Source organism: Dickeya sp. ws52 (assembly GCF_007210685.1).
Taxonomy (GTDB): Bacteria; Pseudomonadota; Gammaproteobacteria; order Enterobacterales; family Enterobacteriaceae; genus Dickeya; species Dickeya chrysanthemi.
In genome coordinates this window covers 167,627-189,437 of sequence record NZ_SZVX01000002.1, presented here as the reverse complement: position 1 = coordinate 189,437, position 21,811 = coordinate 167,627, and the positions used below count along the sequence as shown (strand labels likewise).

General features: G+C 54.8%; 21 protein-coding genes. 12 read left to right on the top strand and 9 right to left on the bottom strand.

What is annotated here, in order from left to right; genetic code table 11:
- Window positions 1–16: 16 nt before the first annotated feature.
- From cyoB to FDP13_RS02700, 5 genes are all read left to right on the top strand, one after another.
- Window positions 17–2,008 (top strand): cytochrome o ubiquinol oxidase subunit I, encoded by a 1,992-nt coding sequence (gene cyoB, locus FDP13_RS02720; protein WP_012770746.1) that lies wholly within the window; start codon window positions 17–19, stop codon window positions 2,006–2,008.
- Complete coding sequence (locus FDP13_RS02715; RefSeq protein ID WP_012770747.1) at window positions 1,998–2,612, top strand: cytochrome o ubiquinol oxidase subunit III; 615 nt, start codon at window positions 1,998–2,000, stop codon at window positions 2,610–2,612. The genes cyoB and FDP13_RS02715 overlap by 11 nt, the downstream gene beginning before the upstream one ends.
- Entirely contained in the window at window positions 2,612–2,944 is a 333-nt protein-coding gene (locus tag FDP13_RS02710) for a cytochrome o ubiquinol oxidase subunit IV (RefSeq protein ID WP_012770748.1), read from the top strand. The genes FDP13_RS02715 and FDP13_RS02710 overlap by 1 nt, the downstream gene beginning before the upstream one ends.
- Before the next feature lie 16 nt (window positions 2,945–2,960).
- Window positions 2,961–3,851, top strand: a complete 891-nt coding sequence (gene cyoE, locus FDP13_RS02705; RefSeq protein ID WP_027712834.1) for a heme o synthase — start codon at window positions 2,961–2,963, stop codon at window positions 3,849–3,851.
- A 149-nt stretch (window positions 3,852–4,000) separates the two neighbouring features.
- The gene (locus FDP13_RS02700) at window positions 4,001–5,374 is read left to right on the top strand and encodes an MFS transporter (RefSeq protein ID WP_143838511.1); all 1,374 of its coding nucleotides are present in this window, start codon (window positions 4,001–4,003) and stop codon (window positions 5,372–5,374) included.
- 154 nt (window positions 5,375–5,528) lie between these two features.
- Here FDP13_RS02700 and FDP13_RS02695 read toward each other — a convergent pair whose 3' ends face one another.
- Window positions 5,529–6,020 (bottom strand): YajQ family cyclic di-GMP-binding protein, encoded by a 492-nt coding sequence (locus FDP13_RS02695; RefSeq protein ID WP_012770751.1) that lies wholly within the window; start codon window positions 6,018–6,020, stop codon window positions 5,529–5,531.
- 167 nt (window positions 6,021–6,187) lie between these two features.
- Here FDP13_RS02695 and panE point away from each other — a divergent pair, with 167 nt between their 5' ends.
- Window positions 6,188–7,108, top strand: a complete 921-nt coding sequence (panE, locus tag FDP13_RS02690; protein ID WP_143838509.1) for a 2-dehydropantoate 2-reductase — start codon at window positions 6,188–6,190, stop codon at window positions 7,106–7,108.
- Window positions 7,071–7,667 (top strand): protein deglycase YajL, encoded by a 597-nt coding sequence (gene yajL / locus FDP13_RS02685; protein ID WP_143838507.1) that lies wholly within the window; start codon window positions 7,071–7,073, stop codon window positions 7,665–7,667. Before panE ends, yajL begins: the two co-directional genes overlap by 38 nt.
- A gap of 69 nt (window positions 7,668–7,736) precedes the next feature.
- Here yajL and thiI read toward each other — a convergent pair whose 3' ends face one another.
- Window positions 7,737–9,185, bottom strand: coding sequence for a tRNA uracil 4-sulfurtransferase ThiI (gene thiI / locus FDP13_RS02680; protein WP_012770754.1), 1,449 nt, complete (start codon window positions 9,183–9,185; stop codon window positions 7,737–7,739).
- 264 nt (window positions 9,186–9,449) lie between these two features.
- Here thiI and xseB point away from each other — a divergent pair, with 264 nt between their 5' ends.
- From xseB to dxs, 3 genes are read left to right on the top strand one after another with little or no spacing between them, the layout of a single operon-like run.
- On the top strand, window positions 9,450–9,698 hold the full coding sequence (xseB, locus tag FDP13_RS02675; protein ID WP_012770755.1) for an exodeoxyribonuclease VII small subunit: 249 nt from the start codon (window positions 9,450–9,452) through the stop codon (window positions 9,696–9,698).
- Window positions 9,695–10,606, top strand: coding sequence for a (2E,6E)-farnesyl diphosphate synthase (ispA, locus tag FDP13_RS02670; protein ID WP_143838505.1), 912 nt, complete (start codon window positions 9,695–9,697; stop codon window positions 10,604–10,606). The genes xseB and ispA overlap by 4 nt, the downstream gene beginning before the upstream one ends.
- Before the next feature lie 26 nt (window positions 10,607–10,632).
- Complete coding sequence (dxs, locus tag FDP13_RS02665; protein ID WP_143838503.1) at window positions 10,633–12,495, top strand: 1-deoxy-D-xylulose-5-phosphate synthase; 1,863 nt, start codon at window positions 10,633–10,635, stop codon at window positions 12,493–12,495.
- Window positions 12,496–12,595: 100 nt separating this feature from the next.
- On the opposite strand, the gene pgpA is transcribed toward dxs, so the two are convergent.
- From pgpA to nrdR, 6 genes are all read right to left on the bottom strand, one after another.
- Window positions 12,596–13,108: a phosphatidylglycerophosphatase A gene (gene pgpA / locus FDP13_RS02660; protein ID WP_012770758.1), complete on the bottom strand. Its 513-nt coding sequence runs from the start codon at window positions 13,106–13,108 to the stop codon at window positions 12,596–12,598.
- Window positions 13,089–14,063, bottom strand: a complete 975-nt coding sequence (thiL, locus tag FDP13_RS02655) for a thiamine-phosphate kinase (protein WP_143838500.1) — start codon at window positions 14,061–14,063, stop codon at window positions 13,089–13,091. The genes pgpA and thiL overlap by 20 nt, the downstream gene beginning before the upstream one ends.
- A gap of 61 nt (window positions 14,064–14,124) precedes the next feature.
- Window positions 14,125–14,544: a transcription antitermination factor NusB gene (nusB, locus tag FDP13_RS02650; protein ID WP_012770760.1), complete on the bottom strand. Its 420-nt coding sequence runs from the start codon at window positions 14,542–14,544 to the stop codon at window positions 14,125–14,127.
- A gap of 22 nt (window positions 14,545–14,566) precedes the next feature.
- Window positions 14,567–15,040 (bottom strand): 6,7-dimethyl-8-ribityllumazine synthase, encoded by a 474-nt coding sequence (gene ribE, locus FDP13_RS02645; RefSeq protein WP_012770761.1) that lies wholly within the window; start codon window positions 15,038–15,040, stop codon window positions 14,567–14,569.
- A gap of 121 nt (window positions 15,041–15,161) precedes the next feature.
- Window positions 15,162–16,274: a bifunctional diaminohydroxyphosphoribosylaminopyrimidine deaminase/5-amino-6-(5-phosphoribosylamino)uracil reductase RibD gene (gene ribD / locus FDP13_RS02640; RefSeq protein WP_143838498.1), complete on the bottom strand. Its 1,113-nt coding sequence runs from the start codon at window positions 16,272–16,274 to the stop codon at window positions 15,162–15,164.
- Window positions 16,275–16,339: 65 nt separating this feature from the next.
- Window positions 16,340–16,789: a transcriptional regulator NrdR gene (gene nrdR, locus FDP13_RS02635; RefSeq protein ID WP_012770763.1), complete on the bottom strand. Its 450-nt coding sequence runs from the start codon at window positions 16,787–16,789 to the stop codon at window positions 16,340–16,342.
- Window positions 16,790–17,248: 459 nt separating this feature from the next.
- Here nrdR and mgtA point away from each other — a divergent pair, with 459 nt between their 5' ends.
- Together mgtA and FDP13_RS02625 are read left to right on the top strand one after the other, a co-directional pair.
- Window positions 17,249–19,960 (top strand): magnesium-translocating P-type ATPase, encoded by a 2,712-nt coding sequence (gene mgtA / locus FDP13_RS02630; RefSeq protein ID WP_143838496.1) that lies wholly within the window; start codon window positions 17,249–17,251, stop codon window positions 19,958–19,960.
- A gap of 178 nt (window positions 19,961–20,138) precedes the next feature.
- Entirely contained in the window at window positions 20,139–20,708 is a 570-nt protein-coding gene (locus tag FDP13_RS02625; protein ID WP_033576003.1) for a DUF3251 domain-containing protein, read from the top strand.
- 125 nt (window positions 20,709–20,833) lie between these two features.
- On the opposite strand, the gene secF is transcribed toward FDP13_RS02625, so the two are convergent.
- On the bottom strand, window positions 20,834–21,805 hold the full coding sequence (gene secF, locus FDP13_RS02620) for a protein translocase subunit SecF (protein ID WP_012770766.1): 972 nt from the start codon (window positions 21,803–21,805) through the stop codon (window positions 20,834–20,836).
- Window positions 21,806–21,811 lie beyond the last annotated feature (6 nt).

The following is a 21,811-nucleotide window of genomic DNA, read 5'->3' as shown; positions in this document are numbered from 1 at the left end:
AGTCGAGGGATAAACGATGTTCGGAAAATTAACTCTTGATGCGATCCCCTACCATGAGCCGATTATCATGGTCACGGTGGCGGCAATCATTTTAGGCGGATTGGCGCTGCTGGCTGCCGTTACCTATTTTGGTAAATGGAAATGGCTGTGGTCCGAATGGTTCACCTCCGTGGACCATAAGAAAATCGGCATTATGTACATCCTCGTCGGTCTGGTGATGATGTTGCGTGGTTTTGCCGACGCCGTCATGATGCGTGGTCAGCAGGTGCTGGCCTCCGCCGGTGAAGCGGGTTTCCTCAATCCTCATCACTATGACCAGATCTTCACCGCTCACGGCGTAATCATGATCTTCTTCGTGGCCACGCCGTTCATCGTCGGTTTGATGAACCTGGCGGTTCCTTTGCAGATCGGCGCTCGCGATGTTGCCTTCCCGTTCCTGAACTCACTCAGCTTCTGGCTGTTTGTCGTCGGTGTGGTTCTGATCAACATCTCCCTTGGGATCGGTGAATTCGCCCAGACCGGCTGGGTAGCCTACCCGCCGCTGTCGGGTAAGGAATATAGCCCCGGCGTTGGGGTCGACTACTGGATCTGGAGTCTCCAGATTTCCGGTGTCGGTACCACGCTGACCGGCGTTAACTTCTTCGCCACCATCATGAAAATGCGTGCGCCCGGCATGACGCTGATGAAAATGCCGGTGTTCACCTGGACGGCGTTGTGCACCAACATCCTGATTATTGCAGCGTTTCCAATTCTGACGGTCACCATCGCGCTGTTGACGCTGGACCGCTATCTCGGCACCCATTTCTTCACCAATGATATGGGTGGCAACATGATGATGTACATCAACCTGATTTGGGCCTGGGGCCATCCGGAAGTGTACATTCTTGTGCTGCCCGTCTTCGGGATTTATTCCGAAGTCGTCGCGACCTTCTGTAAAAAACGCCTGTTTGGTTATACCTCGCTGGTATGGGCAACTATCGCCATTACCGTATTGTCGTTCATCGTTTGGCTGCACCACTTCTTTACTATGGGGTCAGGGGCCAACGTCAACGCCTTCTTCGGTATAGCCACGATGATTATTTCAATCCCGACCGGGGTGAAAATCTTCAACTGGTTGTTCACCATGTATCAAGGGCGCATTCAGCCGCACTCCGCCATGCTATGGACCACCGGCTTCATCATCACCTTCTCTATCGGTGGTATGACCGGGGTACTGCTGGCCGTGCCGGGCGCCAACTTCGTGCTGCATAACAGCCTGTTCCTGATTGCCCATTTCCATAACGTGATTATCGGCGGCGTCGTATTCGGTTGCTTCGCCGGGATTACCTACTGGTTCCCGAAAGCATTTGGCTTCACGCTGAATGAAACCTGGGGTAAACGCGCTTTCTGGTTCTGGATCATCGGCTTCTTTGTGGCCTTCATGCCGCTGTATGTACTGGGCTTCATGGGGATGACCCGTCGTCTGAGTCAGCAGATCAACCCGGAATTCCACCCACTGCTGGTGGTGGCCTCTATCGGTGCCGGTCTGATCGCCTTGGGCGTCCTGTGTCAAATCATCCAGTTTGCCGTCAGTATCCGTGACCGCGACCAAAATCGCGATCTGACGGGTGACCCATGGGGTGGCCGTACTCTGGAATGGGCAACGTCATCACCGCCGCCGTTCTACAACTTTGCTATCGTACCGCATGTGCAAGATCGCGATGCCTTCTGGGAAAGCAAGGAAAAAGGCGAAGCCTATCGCAAACCGGCGCAGTATGAAGAAATTCATATGCCGAAAAATACCGGTGCAGGCGTAATCATCTCCGCATTCAGCCTGGTGTTTGGTTTCGCGATGATCTGGTACATCTGGTGGCTGGCGATTATCGGTTTCGTGGGCATGGTTGCGACCTGGATAGTCCACAGCTTTAATCAGGACGTGGATTACTACGTACCGGTTAAAGAGGTCGAACAAATCGAAAATCAAAACTTCGATAAACTCAGCAAGGCAGGCGTGAAAAATGGCCACTGATACATTAACTCATCACAATGCAGCCCATGCCGAGCATGGGCACCACGATACCGGCGCCACCAAGGTCTTCGGTTTCTGGATCTATCTGATGAGCGACTGCATCCTGTTCGGGATGTTGTTCGCCACCTACGCCGTACTGGTTAACGGCACAGCTGGCGGCCCGACCGGCAAAGAACTTTTCGATCTGAAGTTCGTGTTGGTAGAAACCTTCGCCCTGCTGTTCAGTAGTATTACTTACGGCATGGCGATGATCGCCATGAACAAAGGCAACAAAAGCCAGGTTAACGCCTGGCTGGGCCTGACCTTCCTGTTTGGGTTGGTGTTCATCGGCATGGAAATCTACGAATTCCATCACCTGATTGCAGAAGGCGCCGGCCCTGATCGCAGTGCGTTCTTGTCCGCGTTCTTTGCTCTGGTCGGCACTCACGGTATCCACGTGACCTCCGGTCTTATCTGGATTGCCGTCATGATGATTCAGGTGTCGAAGTTCGGCCTGACCAGCACCAACAAAACCCGTCTGATGTGCCTGAGTCTGTTCTGGCACTTCCTTGATGTGGTATGGATTTGTGTCTTCACTGTTGTTTATCTGATGGGGGCGATGTAATGAGTCATTCCACACACGATCATGCAGGCGCCAGCCACGGTAGCGTGAAGTCCTATCTGGTCGGTTTCGTCCTGTCCATTATCCTGACCGTTATTCCGTTTGGTCTGGTAATGAACGGTTCGGCTTCCCATAACGTCATTCTGCTTGCTGTGTTGGGCTGTGCGATTATCCAGATCCTGGTTCATCTGGTGTACTTCCTGCACCTCAACACATCGTCAGAAGAGCGCTGGAACGTGGTGGCTATTGTGTTTACCGCCCTTATTATCGCAATTGTGGTGGTGGGATCCCTGTGGATCATGATGAACGCGCACCACAATATGATGATTCAGTAACCGAGCCTTTTACATGATGATTAAGCAATACCTGCAGGTCACCAAACCCGGCATCATTTTTGGCAACCTGATTTCCGTTATCGGTGGATTCTTGTTGGCGGCCAAAGGCACCATCAATTATCCGCTATTTGTCGCGACCCTGATCGGGGTATCGTTGGTTGTTGCATCGGGTTGCGTCTTTAACAACGTTATCGATCGCGACATCGACAAAAAAATGGAGAGGACCAAGAATCGGGTTCTGGTCAAGGGGCTGATTCCGCTGAAAAATACGCTGATTTATGCTTCGCTGTTGGGTATTGCTGGCTTTGCATTACTGTATCTTGCGGCAAACCCGCTGGCCATGTGGCTGGCGGTGATGGGGTTTGTGGTCTATGTCGGTGTGTATAGCCTGTACATGAAACGCCATTCGGTCTATGGCACGTTGATTGGCAGCCTGTCCGGCGCGGCGCCGCCGGTCATCGGTTACTGCGCCGTCAGTAATCAGTTTGATGCCGGCGCGCTGATCCTGCTGCTGATTTTCAGCCTGTGGCAAATGCCGCATTCGTATGCCATCGCGATTTTCCGCTTTAAGGATTATCAGGCAGCGAATATTCCGGTATTGCCGGTCGTTAAAGGCATTTCGGTGGCGAAGCACCATATTACGCTGTATATCCTGGCGTTTATGATCGCAACCCTGATGTTGTCGCTGGGCGGTTACGCCGGGTATAAATATCTGGTGGTTGCGGCGGCAGTCAGCGTCTGGTGGCTGGGCATGGCGCTATCTGGCTACAAGCGCCCGAATGACGACCGCGCATGGGCAAAAAAACTGTTCTTGTTTTCCATCGTCGCCATCACTTCATTGAGTGTAATGATGTCGGTCGATTCGATGGCGCCCATGCAGGAAACCTTGCTGACTTACCTGCACTGATATCATCCGTGTACACATCCAGACAGACGGGCCTGCCCGTCTGTTTTTTTATCCCCGCCCCCTATTTTGCCAAATACAGAAACAAAGCCGTCGTTTACGCTTTTTCACCTGAGCACTAAAATAGCGCCGACAAAATATCAGAGGTAGCAATGAACGATAATCACATGACCCCTGTTGAACAGCGGGCGACATGGGGACTGGGACTGGTTTTTTCACTTCGTATGCTGGGCATGTTTATGGTGCTCCCGGTATTAACCACCTACGGAATGGCCCTGCAGGGCGCCAGCGAATCACTGATAGGGATTGCCATCGGCATTTATGGCCTGATGCAGGCTGTTTTTCAAATCCCGTTTGGGTTGATGTCTGACCGCATTGGCCGTAAACCGCTGATTGTTGGCGGGTTGCTGATATTCGTGCTGGGTAGCGTCCTCGCCGCACTCAGTGACTCCATCTGGGGAATTATTCTCGGTCGGGCGTTGCAAGGGTCTGGTGCTATTTCTGCGGCAGTCATGGCACTGCTGTCCGACTTAACGCGTGAGCAGAACCGAACCAAAGCGATGGCGTTCATCGGCGTCAGCTTCGGCATTACGTTTGCTATTGCCATGGTGGTCGGCCCGATAGTCACCCATGCACTAGGTCTGAATGCGCTGTTTTGGGGAATTGCGTTGCTGGCGCTACTGGCTATCGTCATCACTCTAACCGTCATTCCATCAGCCCCTTCCCATGTGCTCAATCGAGAATCGGCGATTGTTCGCGGCGGCGTCGGCAAGGTATTGGCTAACCCCCGACTGCTCAAACTCAACTTCGGCATCATGTGTCTGCATATTCTGTTGATGTCGAGCTTTGTCGCATTACCGCGAGTGATGGAACAAGCCGGCTTGCCACCGCAGCAACATTGGAAAGTTTATCTGATCACCATGTTGATATCATTCGCCGCTGTCGTGCCGTTTGTCATTTATGCCGAGGTCAAACGCCGGATGAGGCAGGTATTTATCGTCTGCGTAATGATATTACTTGCCGCGGAGCTGGTTTTGCTGCAGGCAGGGGGTCATGCATTGTGGCCGTTATTTATCGGCATTCAGCTGTTCTTTCTGGGATTCAATATCATGGAGGCGCTGCTACCCTCCCTTATCAGCAAAGAAGCGCCTGCCGGCTACAAAGGCACCGCGATGGGGGTTTACTCCACCACGCAATTTATCGGGGTGGCGATTGGCGGCAGCCTCGGCGGCGCGCTGTATGACCTGCATGGCGCCTCACTGGTCTTCAGTGCGGGGGCGTTATTGGGGCTGGTCTGGTTACTGGTTAGCTTTACTATGCAAGAGCCGCCGTATTTGAGCAGCCTGCGTATTACCCTGCCGAATGAAGCGCTACGAGATAGCCGGTTATCAGATAAACTGCAACATCACCCAGGTGTGGCGGATGTGGTCATCGTTCCGGATGAATTCAGTGCTTACGTCAAAATTGATCGCAGTAAAACCAATCGGCAGCAACTGGAACAATTGGTCAGTCGGGTCGCCGGTTAGCTAGCCGCAACAGAGCAAGATAGCTGCTATCAGCATCGCTAATCAGGCCACGCTACGTTGTCCGTCGTCTGAAAAATCTGTCGTCAGAAAAATATGAGGCACCTTCCGGTGCCTCATGACGTTAGGACTTGCCATTACCGGCTAAGCCGTTGGCTTAATCGCGGAAGTTATTGAACTGAAAGGGCTGCCCCAGGTCAGCACCGCGCACCAGCGAAATCACGCCTTGCAGGTCATCGCGGGATTTCCCGGTAACGCGTACCTGTTCCCCCTGAATCTGAGCCTGAACCTTGAGCTTGCTGTCTTTAATCAGTTTAACGATTTTCTTCGCCAGCGTGGTTTCAATGCCTTGTTTCAGCTTCGCTTCCACACTGTAGGTTTTACCGCTGTGCTCCATTTCTTCAGGGATTTCCAGCGAGCCGCCTTCAATGCCACGTTTCGCCAGTTTTTCCCTAATAATTTCAATTAATTGCTTAACCTGAAAATCTGATTCGCTGGTCGCCTTGATGGTTTGTGCTTTTTCATTCAGCTCAAAGCTGGCAGGCACATTACGAAAATCCCAACGGGTATCCAGTTCACGGGTCGCGTTTTCCACCGCATTGCGGACTTCCTGCATGTCGATTTCCGAAACGATATCGAAAGATGGCATAATTTTTTCTCCTGACAATAGCTGCCGAGCATGATAACCGCTCACGTCAAATAAGCAAATTCACTCGACTTCGGCGCTCTCATCCCATAAGCAACGGGCAGACGGCAGCGGAATACTTTATGATAAGCCGGACAAACATAAGCTGGCCCCGACAAAGGAAATCGTGGATGAAAATTACCGTTCTTGGCTGTGGCGCCATCGGTCAACTCTGGCTTAATGCGTTGCATCGGCAAGGGCATGATGTGCAAGGGTGGTTACGTATCCCGCAAGTTTCTTGCCAGATTAACGTTACGATGCTTTCCGGCGAGCGTTGTAACCTTAATCTGCCGGCCAACAACACGGAACATCTGGCGCAAAGTGAGTTGCTGCTGGTCACACTGAAAGCCTGGCAGGTATCCGATGCGATTTCCGCCTTACTGCCCCGATTACGTCCTGACTGCACCATTCTCTTGTTACACAACGGCATGGGGACTTGGGAGGAACTGCCGGCAATTAGCCAGCCATTGTTATTGGGCGTTACCACGCACGCGGCACGGCGGGATGTCTCATCGGTGGTACACGTCGCGGCGGGGGTCACCCACATCGGTACGCTCGACCGATCGATATACCGGGAAGAAGATCAAAGCCAACTCGCCGAAACACTGCACCAGGCGCTGCCAGACGTCGCCTGGCATAATCACATCGCCGCCACCTGTTGGTTGAAACTGGCCGCCAATTGCGTGATCAACCCGCTAACCGTGCTGCACCAGTGCACCAATGGCGAATTGCAGGCTTATCCTGAAAAAATAACGGCGCTCAGTCAGGAAGTGGCACTGGTTATGGAGCGAGAAGGTTTCCACACATCGACGGAAAGTTTGCTGCTCTATGTAAATCAAATCATCCAGAACACGGCGGCGAATACGTCGTCAATGCGTCAGGACGTGCTGGCGCAACGTCATACGGAAATCGACTATATCACCGGTTACCTGTTACGCCGCGCCCGCGCTCATGGGCTATCTCTGCCGGAAAACAGCCGCCTGTTCGACTATATCAAACGAAAGGAGAATGAATATGACCGCCTCGGTTCTGGTCTGTCTGGCGCCTGGTAGCGAAGAAATCGAAGCCGTGACAACGATCGACCTGCTGGTCAGAGCGGGGATCCGCGTCACCACGGCCAGTGTCGCGAGCGATGGCGACACCGAGATCACCTGCTCTCGCGGCGTGAAACTGATTGCCGATGCCCCGCTGGTCGCCGTCGCCGACCATGACTTTGATGCCGTCGTGTTGCCCGGCGGCCTGCAAGGTGCAGAGTGTTTCCGCAACAGCCCATTGCTGATTGAACGCCTGCGGCAAACCCATCAGGAGGGTAAAATCGTAGCGGCGATTTGCGCCTCGCCGGCAGTGGTGCTGGAGCATCATCAGTTGTTCCCCGTCGGCAACATGACCGGCTACCCCACCCTAAAAGACCGGATTTCACCGGAAAAGTGGCTGGAAAAACGGGTGGTATTCGATCCACGCGTTAACCTGCTGACCAGTCAGGGGCCGGGGACCAGTATCGACTTCGCGCTGAAGTTGATCGATCTGCTGCTGGGTAAGAGCAAAGCAGCGGAAATCGCCGCACAACTGGTCCTGCCGCCGGGGATCTACAATTATCAGGACCCGGCCTGATTTGCCGTACAAAAACAAAAAGCGCCGGATTACGGCGCTTTTTGTTAGTAGCGAATTCAGGAAATCGCCTCAGGGGCGATACACCTTAACGTTGTTGAACCCTTGCTCACGCAGATACAGCGCCTGCAAGCGGCTCATCACGCCGCGCTCGCAATACAACAGGTAGGTTTTGCTCTGATCCAAATCGCCAAACTGTGTCGCCAGTTTATAGAACGGCAGCGATTTTACCTCAACGTGCTCCACTGCCAACGGGTGTTCATCCTGCTCGTCCGGTGAACGAATATCCAGCAGAATATCGCTTGCGGCAAAGGCATCGACGGTTTCCACTTCAGTTACCGTCTGCTGGGTTTGTTCAGCAATCTCGCGGATATCGATGTTACGCGCTTGTGCCACCACGCGGTCGAGAATCGAGAAATCAAACAGGCTTTCTTCGTGCTCGATTTTGGCCTTCACCGCCTTCACCGTCGGGCTTTTGGAGATCACGCCGCAATACTCAGGCATTGTCTTGGCAAAATCCTCAGTCCCCAGCTCCCGCGCCAGACGAATGATGTGTTCTTTGTCGTGAGAAATCAGCGGGCGCAGGATAAGCGTATCTGAAGCGTTATCGATCAAGCGCAGGTTGGTCAGCGTCTGGCTGGATACCTGACCCAAGGCTTCACCGGTCACCAGCGCTTCCACACCATAACGTTCGGCAATCCGCGATGCGGCCCGCACCATCATACGCTTGAGCACCACGCCCATTTGGCCGTCGTCCACCTTCTCCAGAATCTCACCGACCACCGGCTCGAAATCAATGGCGACAAAACGCACCCGGTGTGAACTGCCAAATCGGTTCCAGAGATAATGTGCCACCTGACGAACACCGATTTCGTGCGCGGCGCCGCCAAGATTAAAGAAGCAGTAATGCACCCGGCAACCGCGGCGCATCAGCATGTAGCTGGAAACGCCGGAATCGAACCCGCCGGAAATCAGCGACAGCACATCTTCCTGCGTGCCGATCGGGAAACCGCCGATGCCTTCATAACGGCCTTTAATCAACAGCAGGCGATCCTGATCGATTTCCAGGTGCACCGTGACTTGCGGAATAGTCAGGTTAACGCGTGCGCTCTCAATGTGCTGATTCAGCCCGCCGCCGACGTAGCGTTCCACATCCTGGGAGCTGAAATCGTGCTTGCCGCGCCGCTTCACCCGCACACAGAATGTTTTCCCTTCCAGTTGCTCGCGGTAAGTAGCCAGCGTTTGTTCAAAAATATGGTGGATATCGGTATAAGCGCAATCTTCCACCTCAAGGATATGATGAATACCCGGAATGCGCGTCAACGCATCGCGTATCACTTCACGTTGACTTTCGTCTTTGGCGCGAACCTCGATATGATCCCAGTGACGGACAACCGCCAGCGTTTCATCATACTGTTTTAAAACGTTACGAATGTTACCGGTAAGAATTTTTATAAAGCGCAATCGCACAGATTGGCTTTTGATGGTGATTTCCGGGAACAATTTAATGATAAACTTCATGGCGGTTATCGTTAGTTAATTCTGAAGGCGTAAAACACGGGTACGCGACAAACGCAGATACCCTGAGCGCTAAAATTACGTTATTGGTAAAACCATCCTGTTCAGGGTGGCGTTACCAATAGCATCCAGGGCGCGGAGTATACCACCATATTGCGGTAAGCTGCGCGAATTAAGCGCATAATTGCGCACCATAAAGGCGCTTACCGCGACAATCCGGTGGCGTCGGCGCCGTCAGGCGCGTATAAACAGAATCCGGAAACGAATATGCCGAAAAAAACTGAACAACCCGTCAGCTTTGAAAGCTCTCTCGCCGAACTGGAACAGATTGTATCGCGTCTGGAGTCGGGCGAACTTCCGTTGGAAGAGGCGTTGAACGCCTTTGAGCAGGGTGTCCAGCTTGCACGTCAGGGACAAATAAAGCTGCAACAGGCTGAGCAACGCGTGCAGATTTTGCTGAATGACGATGCCGATACCGCCCTGACACCTTTTACGCCGGATAACGAGTCGTTATGACAGATTTTCTCAAACAGCTTGCAGCACATCATCAGCGCATCGATGCCGCACTCAGCCATTTTATTTCCGCTCTGCCTTTTCAGAGTAGTCCGCTGGTGGCGGCGATGGCGCATGGCGCACTGTTGGGAGGTAAGCGGCTACGCCCATTTCTGGTCTATTCTACCGGCCGGTTGTTTGCTATTGCACAGGATAGCCTCGACGCACCGGCTGCCGCCGTTGAATGCATTCATGCCTACTCCCTGATTCATGATGATTTACCGGCTATGGACGATGACGATCTGCGGCGCGGCCAACCCACCTGTCATGTGCGGTTTGGCGAGGATAAAGCGATTCTGGCAGGCGATGCGTTGCAAACGCTGGCGTTCTCCATTCTGGCCGATGCCCCGATGCCTGGCGTGAGCGACCGCGATCGGCTGGCGATGATTTCCGAGCTGGCGCGCGCCAGCGGCGTGGCCGGTATGTGCGGCGGTCAGGCGCTGGATCTGGAGGCGGAAGGTCTCCAGGTCGACCTAGAGACGCTGGAACGCATCCATCGCCACAAAACCGGCGCACTGATTCGCGCTTCAGTGCGCTTGGGTGCGTTAGCTGCGGGCGAACGTGGCCGTCTTGCCCTGCCCTGCCTTGATCGTTATGCCGATGCAATTGGCCTGGCCTTTCAGGTGCAGGACGACATTCTCGATGTGATTGGCGACAGCGCTACCACCGGTAAACGTCAGGGTGCCGATCAGCAACTCGGTAAAAGTACCTACCCGGCCTTGCTGGGACTTGAACAAGCCCAGAGAAAAGCCCGGGAATTATGCCAGGAATCTCTCTCGGCGTTGAATGAACTGGAAGAAACGCTGGACACGCCCGCAGAAATTGCCCCACTGCGCGCGCTGGCGAACTATGTCGTTGAACGCGATAAATAATTTTAATACCGCTTGATGAGTATCCGATGACCTTTGATATAGCGAAATACCCCACGCTGGCGCTGGCGGAAAACCCTGAAGAACTGCGCCTGCTGCCAAGGGAAAGCCTGCCTAAATTGTGCGATGAACTGCGACAATATCTGTTGGACAGCGTCAGCCGCTCAAGCGGGCATTTTGCCTCGGGTCTGGGTACGGTCGAGCTGACCGTAGCGTTGCATTACGTTTACAACACGCCTTTCGACCACTTGGTATGGGACGTCGGTCACCAGGCTTATCCACATAAGATCCTGACCGGGCGACGTGATCGCATCGCTACCATCCGTCAAAAAGGCGGGCTGCACCCGTTTCCATGGCGTGGCGAAAGCGAATATGACGTCCTGAGCGTCGGCCATTCGTCGACGTCCATCAGCGCCGGTATCGGCATGGCCGTCGCCGCTGAACATGAAGGTCAGGGGCGGCGAACCGTCTGCGTGATTGGTGACGGCGCCATCACTGCCGGTATGGCGTTTGAGGCCATGAACCACGCCGGCGATATCAAACCGGATATGCTGGTCGTGCTGAACGACAACGAAATGTCGATTTCCGAGAATGTCGGCGCGCTGAACAACCACCTGGCACAGTTGCTTTCCGGCAAGCTCTATTCCACGTTGCGCGAGGGCGGTAAAAAGGTGTTATCCGGCCTGCCGCCTATCAAGGAACTGGTCAAACGTACTGAAGAACACCTGAAAGGCATGGTGGTGCCCGGTACGCTATTCGAAGAATTGGGCTTCAACTATATCGGCCCGGTGGATGGTCACGACGTGCAGTCGCTGGTGCAAACCCTGAAAAACATGCGCAGCCTGAAAGGCCCGCAGTTGCTGCATATCATGACCAAAAAAGGTAAAGGCTATGCGCCGGCCGAACAGGACCCGATAAGCTGGCACGCCGTGCCGAAATTCGACCCGGCCAGCGGGACATTACCGAAAAGCAAAGAAGCGCTGCCGACTTACTCCGCCATTTTCGGCGAGTGGCTGAGAGAAACCGCGGCGACAGACCATCGGCTGATGGCCATTACCCCAGCGATGCGCGAAGGTTCCGGCATGGTGGCGTTTTCGCGTGAATATCCGCAGCAATACTTTGATGTCGCGATCGCCGAGCAACATGCGGTGACCTTTGCCGCCGGGCTGGCGATTGGCGGTTATCGCCCGGTGGTGGCGATTTACTCCACTTTCCTGCAACGTGCCTACGATCAGGTAATTCATGACGTCGCCATTCAAAACCTGCCGGTCTTGTTTGCTATTGACCGCGGCGGCATCGTCGGGGCCGACGGTCAAACACATCAGGGCGCGTTTGACCTGTCGTTCCTGCGCTGTATCCCTCACATGGTGATCATGACGCCCAGCGACGAAAACGAGTGCCGGCTGATGCTGCATACCGGTTATCACTATCAACAAGGCCCCTGTGCGGTGCGCTACCCGCGCGGTAATGCGCTGGGCGTGGCGCTGACCTCGCTGGAAACGTTGCCTATCGGCAAAGGCGTCGTAAAACGTCAGGGTGAGAAGATTGCTATTCTGAATTTCGGTACTCTGCTGCCGGAAGCTCAGCAGGCGGCCGATGCACTCAACGCCACACTGGCGGATATGCGATTCGTCAAACCGCTGGATGAAGCGCTTATTGCCTCACTGGCCGCCAGCCACGATGTGCTGGTGACGCTGGAAGAAAATGCCGTTATGGGTGGAGCCGGCAGCGGCGTGAACGAATACCTGATGGCGAAGCGCCTGGCCGTTCCGGTGCTCAATATCGGCTTGCCGGACGCGTTTATTCCCCAAGGGTCCCAGGCGGAAATCCGCGCCGACCTGGCGCTGAACGGCGCGGGTATTGAACGCCGCATCCGCGACTGGCTGGCCTGATTGGCATTAACCTTACAGACAAAAACCGTACAAACAAAAAAACCGGGAATCCCGGTTTTTTTACGTTTCGGCCGTTGCGAAATAGCGGTTCCGGCAGCCGCTACACCACATAATGCCCGGCAACATACAACACCGCAGCCGACATCACCCCGGCGACGATATCGTCAACCATAATGCCCATACCGCCATGAACGTTACGATCAAACCAGCGGATCGGCCAGGGTTTGAAGATATCCAACACCCGGAAAATCACAAATCCGGCAATCACCCAGCTCCAATGCGTCGATGGCGCTGCCATCAGGGTGATCCACATTCCGACGAATTCATCCCAGACGATGCTGCCGTGGTCATGTACTCCCATATCTTTAGCCGTACGGTGACAAAGGTAAACGCCAATGCAGATACTGAGCATCACCAACAGCGAATAAAGCTGTAACGGTAACAGCATCAACAGATACCACACCGGGATTGCCGCCAGCGAACCGGCAGTGCCGGGCATCCACGGCGACAAGCCGCTGCCGAATCCGGTCGCCAGAAAATGCCACGGATTACGCATCCGCAAACGACGTTTGGCAACCAGCGACCCTTTGTTTTCATGCGCCAAAATGGTCATACCCTTTCAGATTGACTGCCACCGGCTGGCCTGACTGGAAGAAACTTAACCCTTCCGAAGCAGGAGCGATCTGGCCGATACAGGTATAGTTTGCCCCCAAATGACCAATCGCCACCTCCAGCGCGCCCCGGTTGACCTCCGGCACGGTAAAGCACAGTTCATAGTCTTCACCGCCGCCCAGCGCCCAGCGCATCGCCTGATCAGGGTCGCTATGCCGCAACAATGCCTTGGAATAAGGCAACGATTCCAGATTGATGCGTGCGCCGCAATCACTGGCTTTGAGAATATGCCCTAAATCAGAGGCCAGCCCATCGGACAGATCGATAGCGGCACTGGCCAGATCGCGTAGCGCCTGGCCATACAGGATTCGAGGCTGGGGTCGTAAATGACGCTGCAACAACCAATGACGATCGTCAGCGTCAGCCACCTGTCGTTGTTGCTGCAAAATAGCCAGGCCGGCGGCGCTATCACCCAGCGTTCCGGTTACATAGATCCAATCGCCGATACGCGCTCCACTGCGCTTCAGCGCTCGCCCTGCCGGCACCAGCCCTTGGATGGTCAGCGTCATGCTAAGCGGTCCGCGCGTGGTATCGCCGCCGATCAGTTGCATATCGTAGTAAGAAAGCTGTTCAAACAGACTGTCGCTATAAGCGGCCAGCCAGTCGGTATCAATGCCAGGCAACGTGAGCGCCAGTGAGACAAAGGCCGGGTCGGCCCCCATCGCCGCCAAATCGCTCAAATTGACCGCCAAAGATTTGTATGCCAGATCGGCCGGGTCGATATCAGGCAGAAAATGAATGCCGGATACCAGCGTATCCGTGCTGACCGCCAGCAGTTGTTTGTCCGGAATGCTCAGCAGGGCGCAGTCATCGCCGATCCCCAATTCAACACCCCGTCGTGAATAGCCCACCCGATTGAAATAGCGGGCAATCACATCAAACTCACCTTGAGCCATACTCTTTCCAGACAGTGCTAACCTAAAAAAAACCAAGGCCGGAAAACCGGCCCTGACTGACTTATTTTTTACCCGGCCGCAAATGTGGCCCGGCTTTGTCCAGTACACCGTTGACGAATTTGTGGCTGTCTTCGGCACCAAACACTTTAGCCAACTCAATCGCTTCGTTGATGGCAACCTTGTACGGCACATCCTCGCGTTTGCTAAGCTCATACACCGCCAAGCGCAAAATAGCGCGTTCGACTTGCCCGAGCTCTTCCAACTGACGGGAAAGATACGGCGCCATCTGGGCATCCAGCTTTTCCGCCTGGGTGGCGACGCCCGCCAGCAACTCGCGGAAATAGGCGATGTCCACGCCTTTGACATCCTGCTCGCTCAGGAACTGGAGTTCAACATCGGCAATATCATTTTTGGACAACTGCCAGGAATAAAGCGCTTGAACCGCACATTCACGAGCGCGGCGACGAGCAGCAGGTTTCACGGAATACCCCTTACAAAATAAATCAGGCTGACTTGATTGAGTGTAATACATTGATCATTTCAAGCGCGGTCAGAGCGGCTTCCGCCCCTTTGTTCCCCGCTTTCGTGCCGGCACGCTCGATAGCCTGCTCAATACTTTCCGTAGTCAGCACACCGAAGGCGACCGGAATGTCGCTGTTCATTGCGACGTGAGACAGGCCGGAACTGCATTCGCCGGCAACAAATTCAAAATGCGCAGTACCGCCGCGGATCACCGTACCCAGCGCCACCACGGCGTCATACTTCTGGCTGTTGGCCAGCGCACGCACGGTCAGCGGCAGTTCATAGGCGCCCGGCACCCACACCACGGTGACGTTTTCTGCTTTCACCTGGCCGATACGTTTGAGCGCGTCCAGCGCGCCTTCCAGCAGGCTGTCATTGATAAAGTGGTTGAAACGGGCAATAGCAATCGCCACGCGGGCATTCGGAGCGGCAACAACACCTTCAATAATGTTCATAGCTTTCCTTTGATTGTTTTACGACCCCGCAGGGGGGCGGATTCTATCATATTCTTCCGGGCACGTATCCGCTTTTGACCCGGTAACGGATATCTGCCGCCTCAACGCGGGCAGAAACGTGCTAACGCGGCTTCAGCGTCAGGCGAACATCCGGCCCTATCTGGCAGACATCCGTCATATCGAACATCGGTGCCTGCGACAACTGTTCCAGCCCCGGCAGGACGCACAGCGATCGCGCTGCGTCCCCCAATAATTTCGGCGCCAGATAGACGATCAGTTCATCCACCACGCCGGCTTGCAATAATGCACCGGCCAGACGAGGGCCCGCCTCCACCCATACCGTATTAATCTGGCGTTTACCCAGCGTCATCATCAGGCCAACCAGATCGATACCACCGCCATGCAGCGGCATTTCCAGTTGCTCTACGCCATCCGGCCATGACTGATCATCCTGACGTGCACGCACCAGCCAGGTCTGCCCCGGTTGGTTCACCAGGCGATGCTGCGGCGTCACGCGCGACTGACTATCGACAATCACGCGTACCGGCTGACGCATCGCACTTTCAGGGTAGAGGCGCTGGGTATCTTCATCCAGCTCGGACCAACGCACGGTCAACGACGGATCATCCGCCAGCACGGTGGCGCTGCTGCTGAGAATAGCCGAACTCTGTGCGCGAAAACGCTGCACATCCTGACGAGACTGCGGCGAGGTGATCCACTGGCTTTCACCGGACGCCATCGCCGTCCGGCCATCCAGCGACGCCCCGAGTTTGAGTTGTACATAAGGGAAGCCGGTGCGCATCCGCTTCAGAAAGCCGCGGTTAATCTTTTCCGCCTGATCCATCAGGACACCGTGATGCACGGCGATACCGGCTTGTTGTAAACGATGCAAACCGCGCCCGGCCACCTGCGGGTTAGGGTCTTGCATCGCGGCGACCACCCGCGCCACACCGGCTGCAACCAGCGCATCGGCGCAAGGCGGGGTACGCCCGTGATGACTACAGGGCTCAAGCGTCACATACGCCGTAGCGCCGTGCGCCTTGTCGCCTGCCATACGCAGCGCATGTACCTCGGCATGGGGCTCGCCGGCTTTCTGGTGATATCCCTCACCGACTATCTCGCCGTCTCTGACGATCACACAGCCGACGTTCGGATTCGGCGCCGTAGTAAAACGCCCGCGGCGAGCAAGCTCCAGTGCGCGAGCCATATAGAATTCATCAGAGTATGTAGCCATCCGGTGCTTATCCTGGATTAAGAATTATGTTGGAAGCGCGCGATACGCAAGAAAACTACGCGCCGTTAATCCTGCAGACGGGCGATCTCTTCGCCAAACTCGCGGATATCCGCAAAACTACGGTACACCGACGCAAAACGAATGTAGGCCACCTTGTCGAGCTTTCTTAGCGCATCCATCACCAGATTGCCCACCATTTTGGCCGTCACTTCCCGCTCGCCGGTCGCTCGCAGTTGGGACTTAATATGCGTAATCGCCATTTCCACATCGTCAGAGCTGACCGGGCGCTTTTCCAGCGCCTTCAGCATACCGCTGCGTAGTTTGTCCTCATTGAACGGTTCGCGCACATCATTACTTTTGATCACGCGCGGCATAACCAATTCAGCCACCTCAAACGTGGTAAAACGTTCATTACACACCAGACACTGGCGGCGACGGCGCACCTGAGAGCCCTCTCCCACCAGACGAGAATCAATTACCTTGGTATCCACAGCGGCACAAAAAGGACAATGCATAACGTTTCCAGACCATAGCCTTATTATCTCGGCCTAGTTTACCCCGAATTTCGCTTATAACCCAAATACCGGCATAACGCCTTTTTCATCGTCGACATCACTGCGGTTTAGTTTTGATTGAAGTGACATACGTTAAAGTAGCGCCGCATATTGGTCATGCTGTGTGTCGGCAGCCGACTGATAAACCTATCGGCGCCGGGATAGCCGGCACGCTAACGGAAACGCCCCGCGTTTCTTCTTTTTCCACTACCGGAGACCCCCTCAATGGGACCTGACCCTAACCCTCATCCAGGGTACTGCGTCACTCGCCGGTAAGTCAGCTTTACGCTGCCTTGCCGGTCAACACAGGCAAGGCAGCGGCGTTCATTCCCCCTGCCTTTGATAACAAGCCACACGCGGGTGTATTGGCTCTGCGTGCTATTGGGCTGCAGCTTTTTATCGCTGCGGCAGGGAGTTTTTATGCTGTTTATTCGACTCACAAGACACCTGTTCTCGCAACTTGGCCGCCATTTGCCGCGCCGCTTGTTCCAGCGCGACCTGATGCCAGACGGCAAATTGAACATCAACCAGGCCATGACCGAGGCGATGACGGCACGTTGCCTGCATCTGGCCTATCTTGATGAAACCGCCCTGTATCAGGAATTCGCCAGCCATCCCGAAGGATTATTGCCTGATGAAGTGATGCAGGCGCGGGCGCGCCACGGCGATAACTGCATTCCCGGCGAGCAACCCCTGCCCTGGTGGCGGCACTTATGGCGTTGCTATCGCAACCCGTTCAACCTGCTGCTGACGCTGCTGGGAATGATTTCTTATGCCACGGAAGACCTGACCGCTGCGCTGGTCATCGCGCTAATGGTGCTCATTTCCACGCTGCTCAATTTCATTCAGGAAGCGCGTTCCGGTAAAGCGGCCGATGCATTAAAAGCAATGGTCAGCAACAAGGTGACGGTACTGCGCAGCGATACCCACAACGGTTATAGCGACTATCAGGACATCCCGCTGGACCAACTGGTTCCGGGCGATATCGTTAAACTGGCGGCAGGCGATATGATCCCAGCCGATCTGCGCATTTTACAGGCTCGCGACTTGTTCATCAGTCAGGCGTCGCTGACCGGCGAATCGCTACCGGTGGAAAAAGTAGCGAACAGCCGCCAGAGCGAGCCGGCAACCACACTGGAATGCGACACGCTCTGCTTTATGGGCACCAACGTGGTCAGCGGCACCGCACTGGCAATGGTGATAGCCACCGGCCGCCACACCTGGTTTGGTCAACTGGCCGGCCGGGTCGCGCAAAACCCCAGTGAAATAAATGCCTTCCAGCAAGGTATCAGCCGCGTAAGCTGGTTACTTATCCGCTTTATGCTGGTAATGACGCCGACTGTCCTGTTCATCAACGGCTACACCAAAGGCGATTGGTGGGAAGCCGCACTGTTCGCGCTGTCGGTCGCCGTCGGCCTGACGCCGGAAATGCTGCCGATGATCGTCACCTCGACGCTGGCGAAAGGCGCGGTCAAACTGTCGCGCCAGAAAGTGATCGTCAAACGCTTGGATGCCATCCAGAATTTCGGCGCGATGGATATCCTGTGTACCGACAAAACCGGCACGTTGACGCAGGACAAAATCGTACTGGAATGCCATACCGATGCGTTTGGCCGTACCAGCCAGCGAGTGCTGCGCCGTGCCTGGCTAAACAGCGCCTACCAAACCGGGTTGCGCAATCTGCTGGACCAAGCGGTATTGGCCGGTATCCCATGCCAGGAGCAACAAGCCGAGCTGTCGCGCTGGCGAAAAGTGGACGAAATCCCGTTTGATTTTGAACGCCGCCGTATGTCGGTCGTGGTGGCGGAAAACAACCATGAACACCTGTTAATTTGCAAAGGCGCGCTGGAAGAAATCCTCAGCGCCTGCGCTCAGGTGCGGCGTGCTGAACAATTGCTGCCGCTGGACGCCGCCTTACTCTCGCATATCCGTCATTTAACGGATGAGTTGAACCGCCAGGGGTTGCGCGTGGTGGCCGTCGCCAGCAAGCTCATGCCAGCCGATCGTCAGGATTACGGCCGGGTGGATGAATCCGACCTGATTCTGGAAGGCTATATCGCTTTTCTCGATCCGCCGAAAGAGAGCACCGCGCCGGCGCTAAAAGCGCTGAAGGACAACGGCGTGATGGTGAAAATCCTCACCGGCGATAGCGAACTGGTGGCGGCTAAAGTGTGCCGTGAAGTAGACATCGAACTGACCGGCGTACTGACGGGCCGTGATATCGATGCGCTAAGCGATGAACAACTGGCGCACGCTGCCCGCGACACCACGCTATTTGCCCGTCTCACGCCGCTGCACAAGGAACGTATTGTGCGCCTGCTGCGCTCGGAAGGGCACGTGGTCGGCTTTATGGGCGACGGTATCAACGACGCGCCGGCGCTGCGGGCGGCGGATATCGGTATTTCGGTGGACTCGGCGGTGGATATCGCCCGCGAAGCGGCAGACATTATCCTGCTGGAAAAAAGCTTGATGGTGCTGGAAGAAGGCGTCATCGAAGGTCGCCGCACCTTCGTCAACATGCTGAAATACATCAAGATGACCGCCAGTTCCAACTTCGGTAACGTCTTCAGCGTACTGATAGCCAGCGCTTTCCTGCCGTTTCTGCCGATGTTGCCGCTGCATCTGTTGATCCAAAACCTGATGTACGATATTTCGCAGATAGCAATCCCGTTCGATAACGTGGACGACGATCAGGTCAAAAAACCACAGCACTGGAATGCCGGCGATATCGGTCGCTTCATGGTATTTTTCGGTCCGATCAGCTCTATTTTCGATGTGCTGACCTTCTCACTGATGTGGTGGTTCTTTCATGCGAACACCCCGGCCGCTCAAACACTGTTCCAGTCCGGCTGGTTTATTGAAGGGCTTCTCTCACAGACGCTCATTGTGCATATGATCCGTACCCGACGTATCCCGTTTATCCAGAGCCGTCCATCCTGGCCGGTGATGGCGATGACGCTCTTAATCATGGCGACAGGCATTGGTCTGGTGTTCTCGCCGCTGGCGGGTTTCCTGCAACTACAGGCGCTTCCGCTCAGTTACTTCCCATGGCTACTGGCGATTCTGAGCGGTTATCTGCTGCTTACTCAGGCCATGAAAGACTTCTTCGCCCGTCGCTACGGCTGGCAATAACGATAATCGATGCAGCGGTGAATAGTGGCCGCTGCATCGTGACAGTTCTCTCGATTCAGCTTGTTCTGCTTATCTTTTTCCTGAAATGTCATCCACTATAAGGGACAACGAATCGTGTCTAAACTGACACGGATTAGCTTATGAAACGGCCCGCTACGGTCTCAGGGAGAAACAGGCCATGACTGTTTACCACCGCGTTATTCCGCTGTTATCCGTCATCATGTTGCTCGCCGCATGTGCGCAACCACAAACTACCCACGTCAAAAACGAATTAGGGCAGATCAACCAGAAACTGCATGACCTCACAGACCGAGCGCTCGCTCTGGAACAGCAAAATACACTGAATGCCAACTCCACGTCTGGCGTGTATCTGTTACCCGCAGCGCGAAACCGGGCGTTGCTTGAGAGCGGCATCGGCAAGTTAAGTCTGGAAATCAGCAAAGTTGAACCGGAAGCTAACGGCACTCGCGCGTTGCTGACTATTCGTACCATGAACATGCCGGCATTACCTGCTTTTCGGGCAACACTTGACTGGGGAGCGCTTGACCCGGTCAGCGGCAAGCCATTGACCGGCGATATGCAGACACAAGTGATCACGTTCTCGCCGTCTTTGACGCCGGTTTCAGAAACGACGATCGAAATACGACTTTCCGGCCTGACGCCCGAACAGTTGGGTTTTGTGCGTATGCATGATGTGATGGCCGAGTCTGAACCGCGCCAGAGTAATCCGAATCCACCCACCCACTAAAGCGGCGCCGGCATTTATTCTCTATTCACGAACAATCACCACCTCCCGAGGCGGTGGTTTAGGGCTGATAAAAAAACCCTGCCGGTTGGCAGGGTTTTGATTGCACCATCCGCATTCAAAGAAGGTTACGGCAGCAATGACGGCTGATCCGCGCCCTCTTTTTCCACTTTCTGCACCAACATGTGCTCGCGTTTCATACCCAACTTGAGCGCCAGTGCGGAAGCGACATAAATAGAAGACACCGTACCGATGGCTACACCAATCAACATGGTCAACGAGAACCCTTTCAACATTGCACCGCCGAACAGGTACAACATCAGGATCACCACCAACGTCGTTCCCGATGTGATCAAGGTTCGGTGCAACGTTTGGGTCAACGACACGTTGAAAATTTCGTAAGGCGTTCCACGGCGGATCTTGCGGAAGTTTTCACGAATACGGTCAGACACCACGATGCTATCGTTCAGCGAATAACCGATGACCGACATCAGCGACGCTACAATCGTCAGGTCGATTTCAATATCGAACAACGACAGTATGCCCATAGTGATGATCACGTCGTGCGCCAACGCAATCACCACCCCGGCAGCCAGACGCCATTCGAAACGAAAGCCGACGTAGACCAGAATACTGATTAACGCCGCCATCAACGCCATGGCGCCATTCTGCGCCAGATCAGCCCCTACGCTCGGCCCAACGAATTCAATGCGCTTAATCGCTGCATTCTGGCTGGTTGATTCGTTGATCACGTTAACAACTTTGCTGCCGAGAGCCTGACCGCCGGACTCATCGTGAGCAGGCGGCATACGTACCATAATGTCGCGGCTGCTGCCGAAGTTCTGTACCAGCGGATCCGCAAAACCGGCTTTCTGCAGCGCTTCACGCATCTGCTCCAGATCCACGGATTTTTCCAGCGAAATCTCGATAACCGTACCACCGGTGAAATCCAGTCCCCAGTTGAAACCACGCACGCCCATCACGGCGATAGACAGGATCAACAACAAACCGGACAAACCGAAAGCCCAGTAGTCCCAGCGCATAAAGTCATAAACTTTACGGCCGTAGTTCAATTGTTCAACAGTATATTCCTGTGCCACAACGCA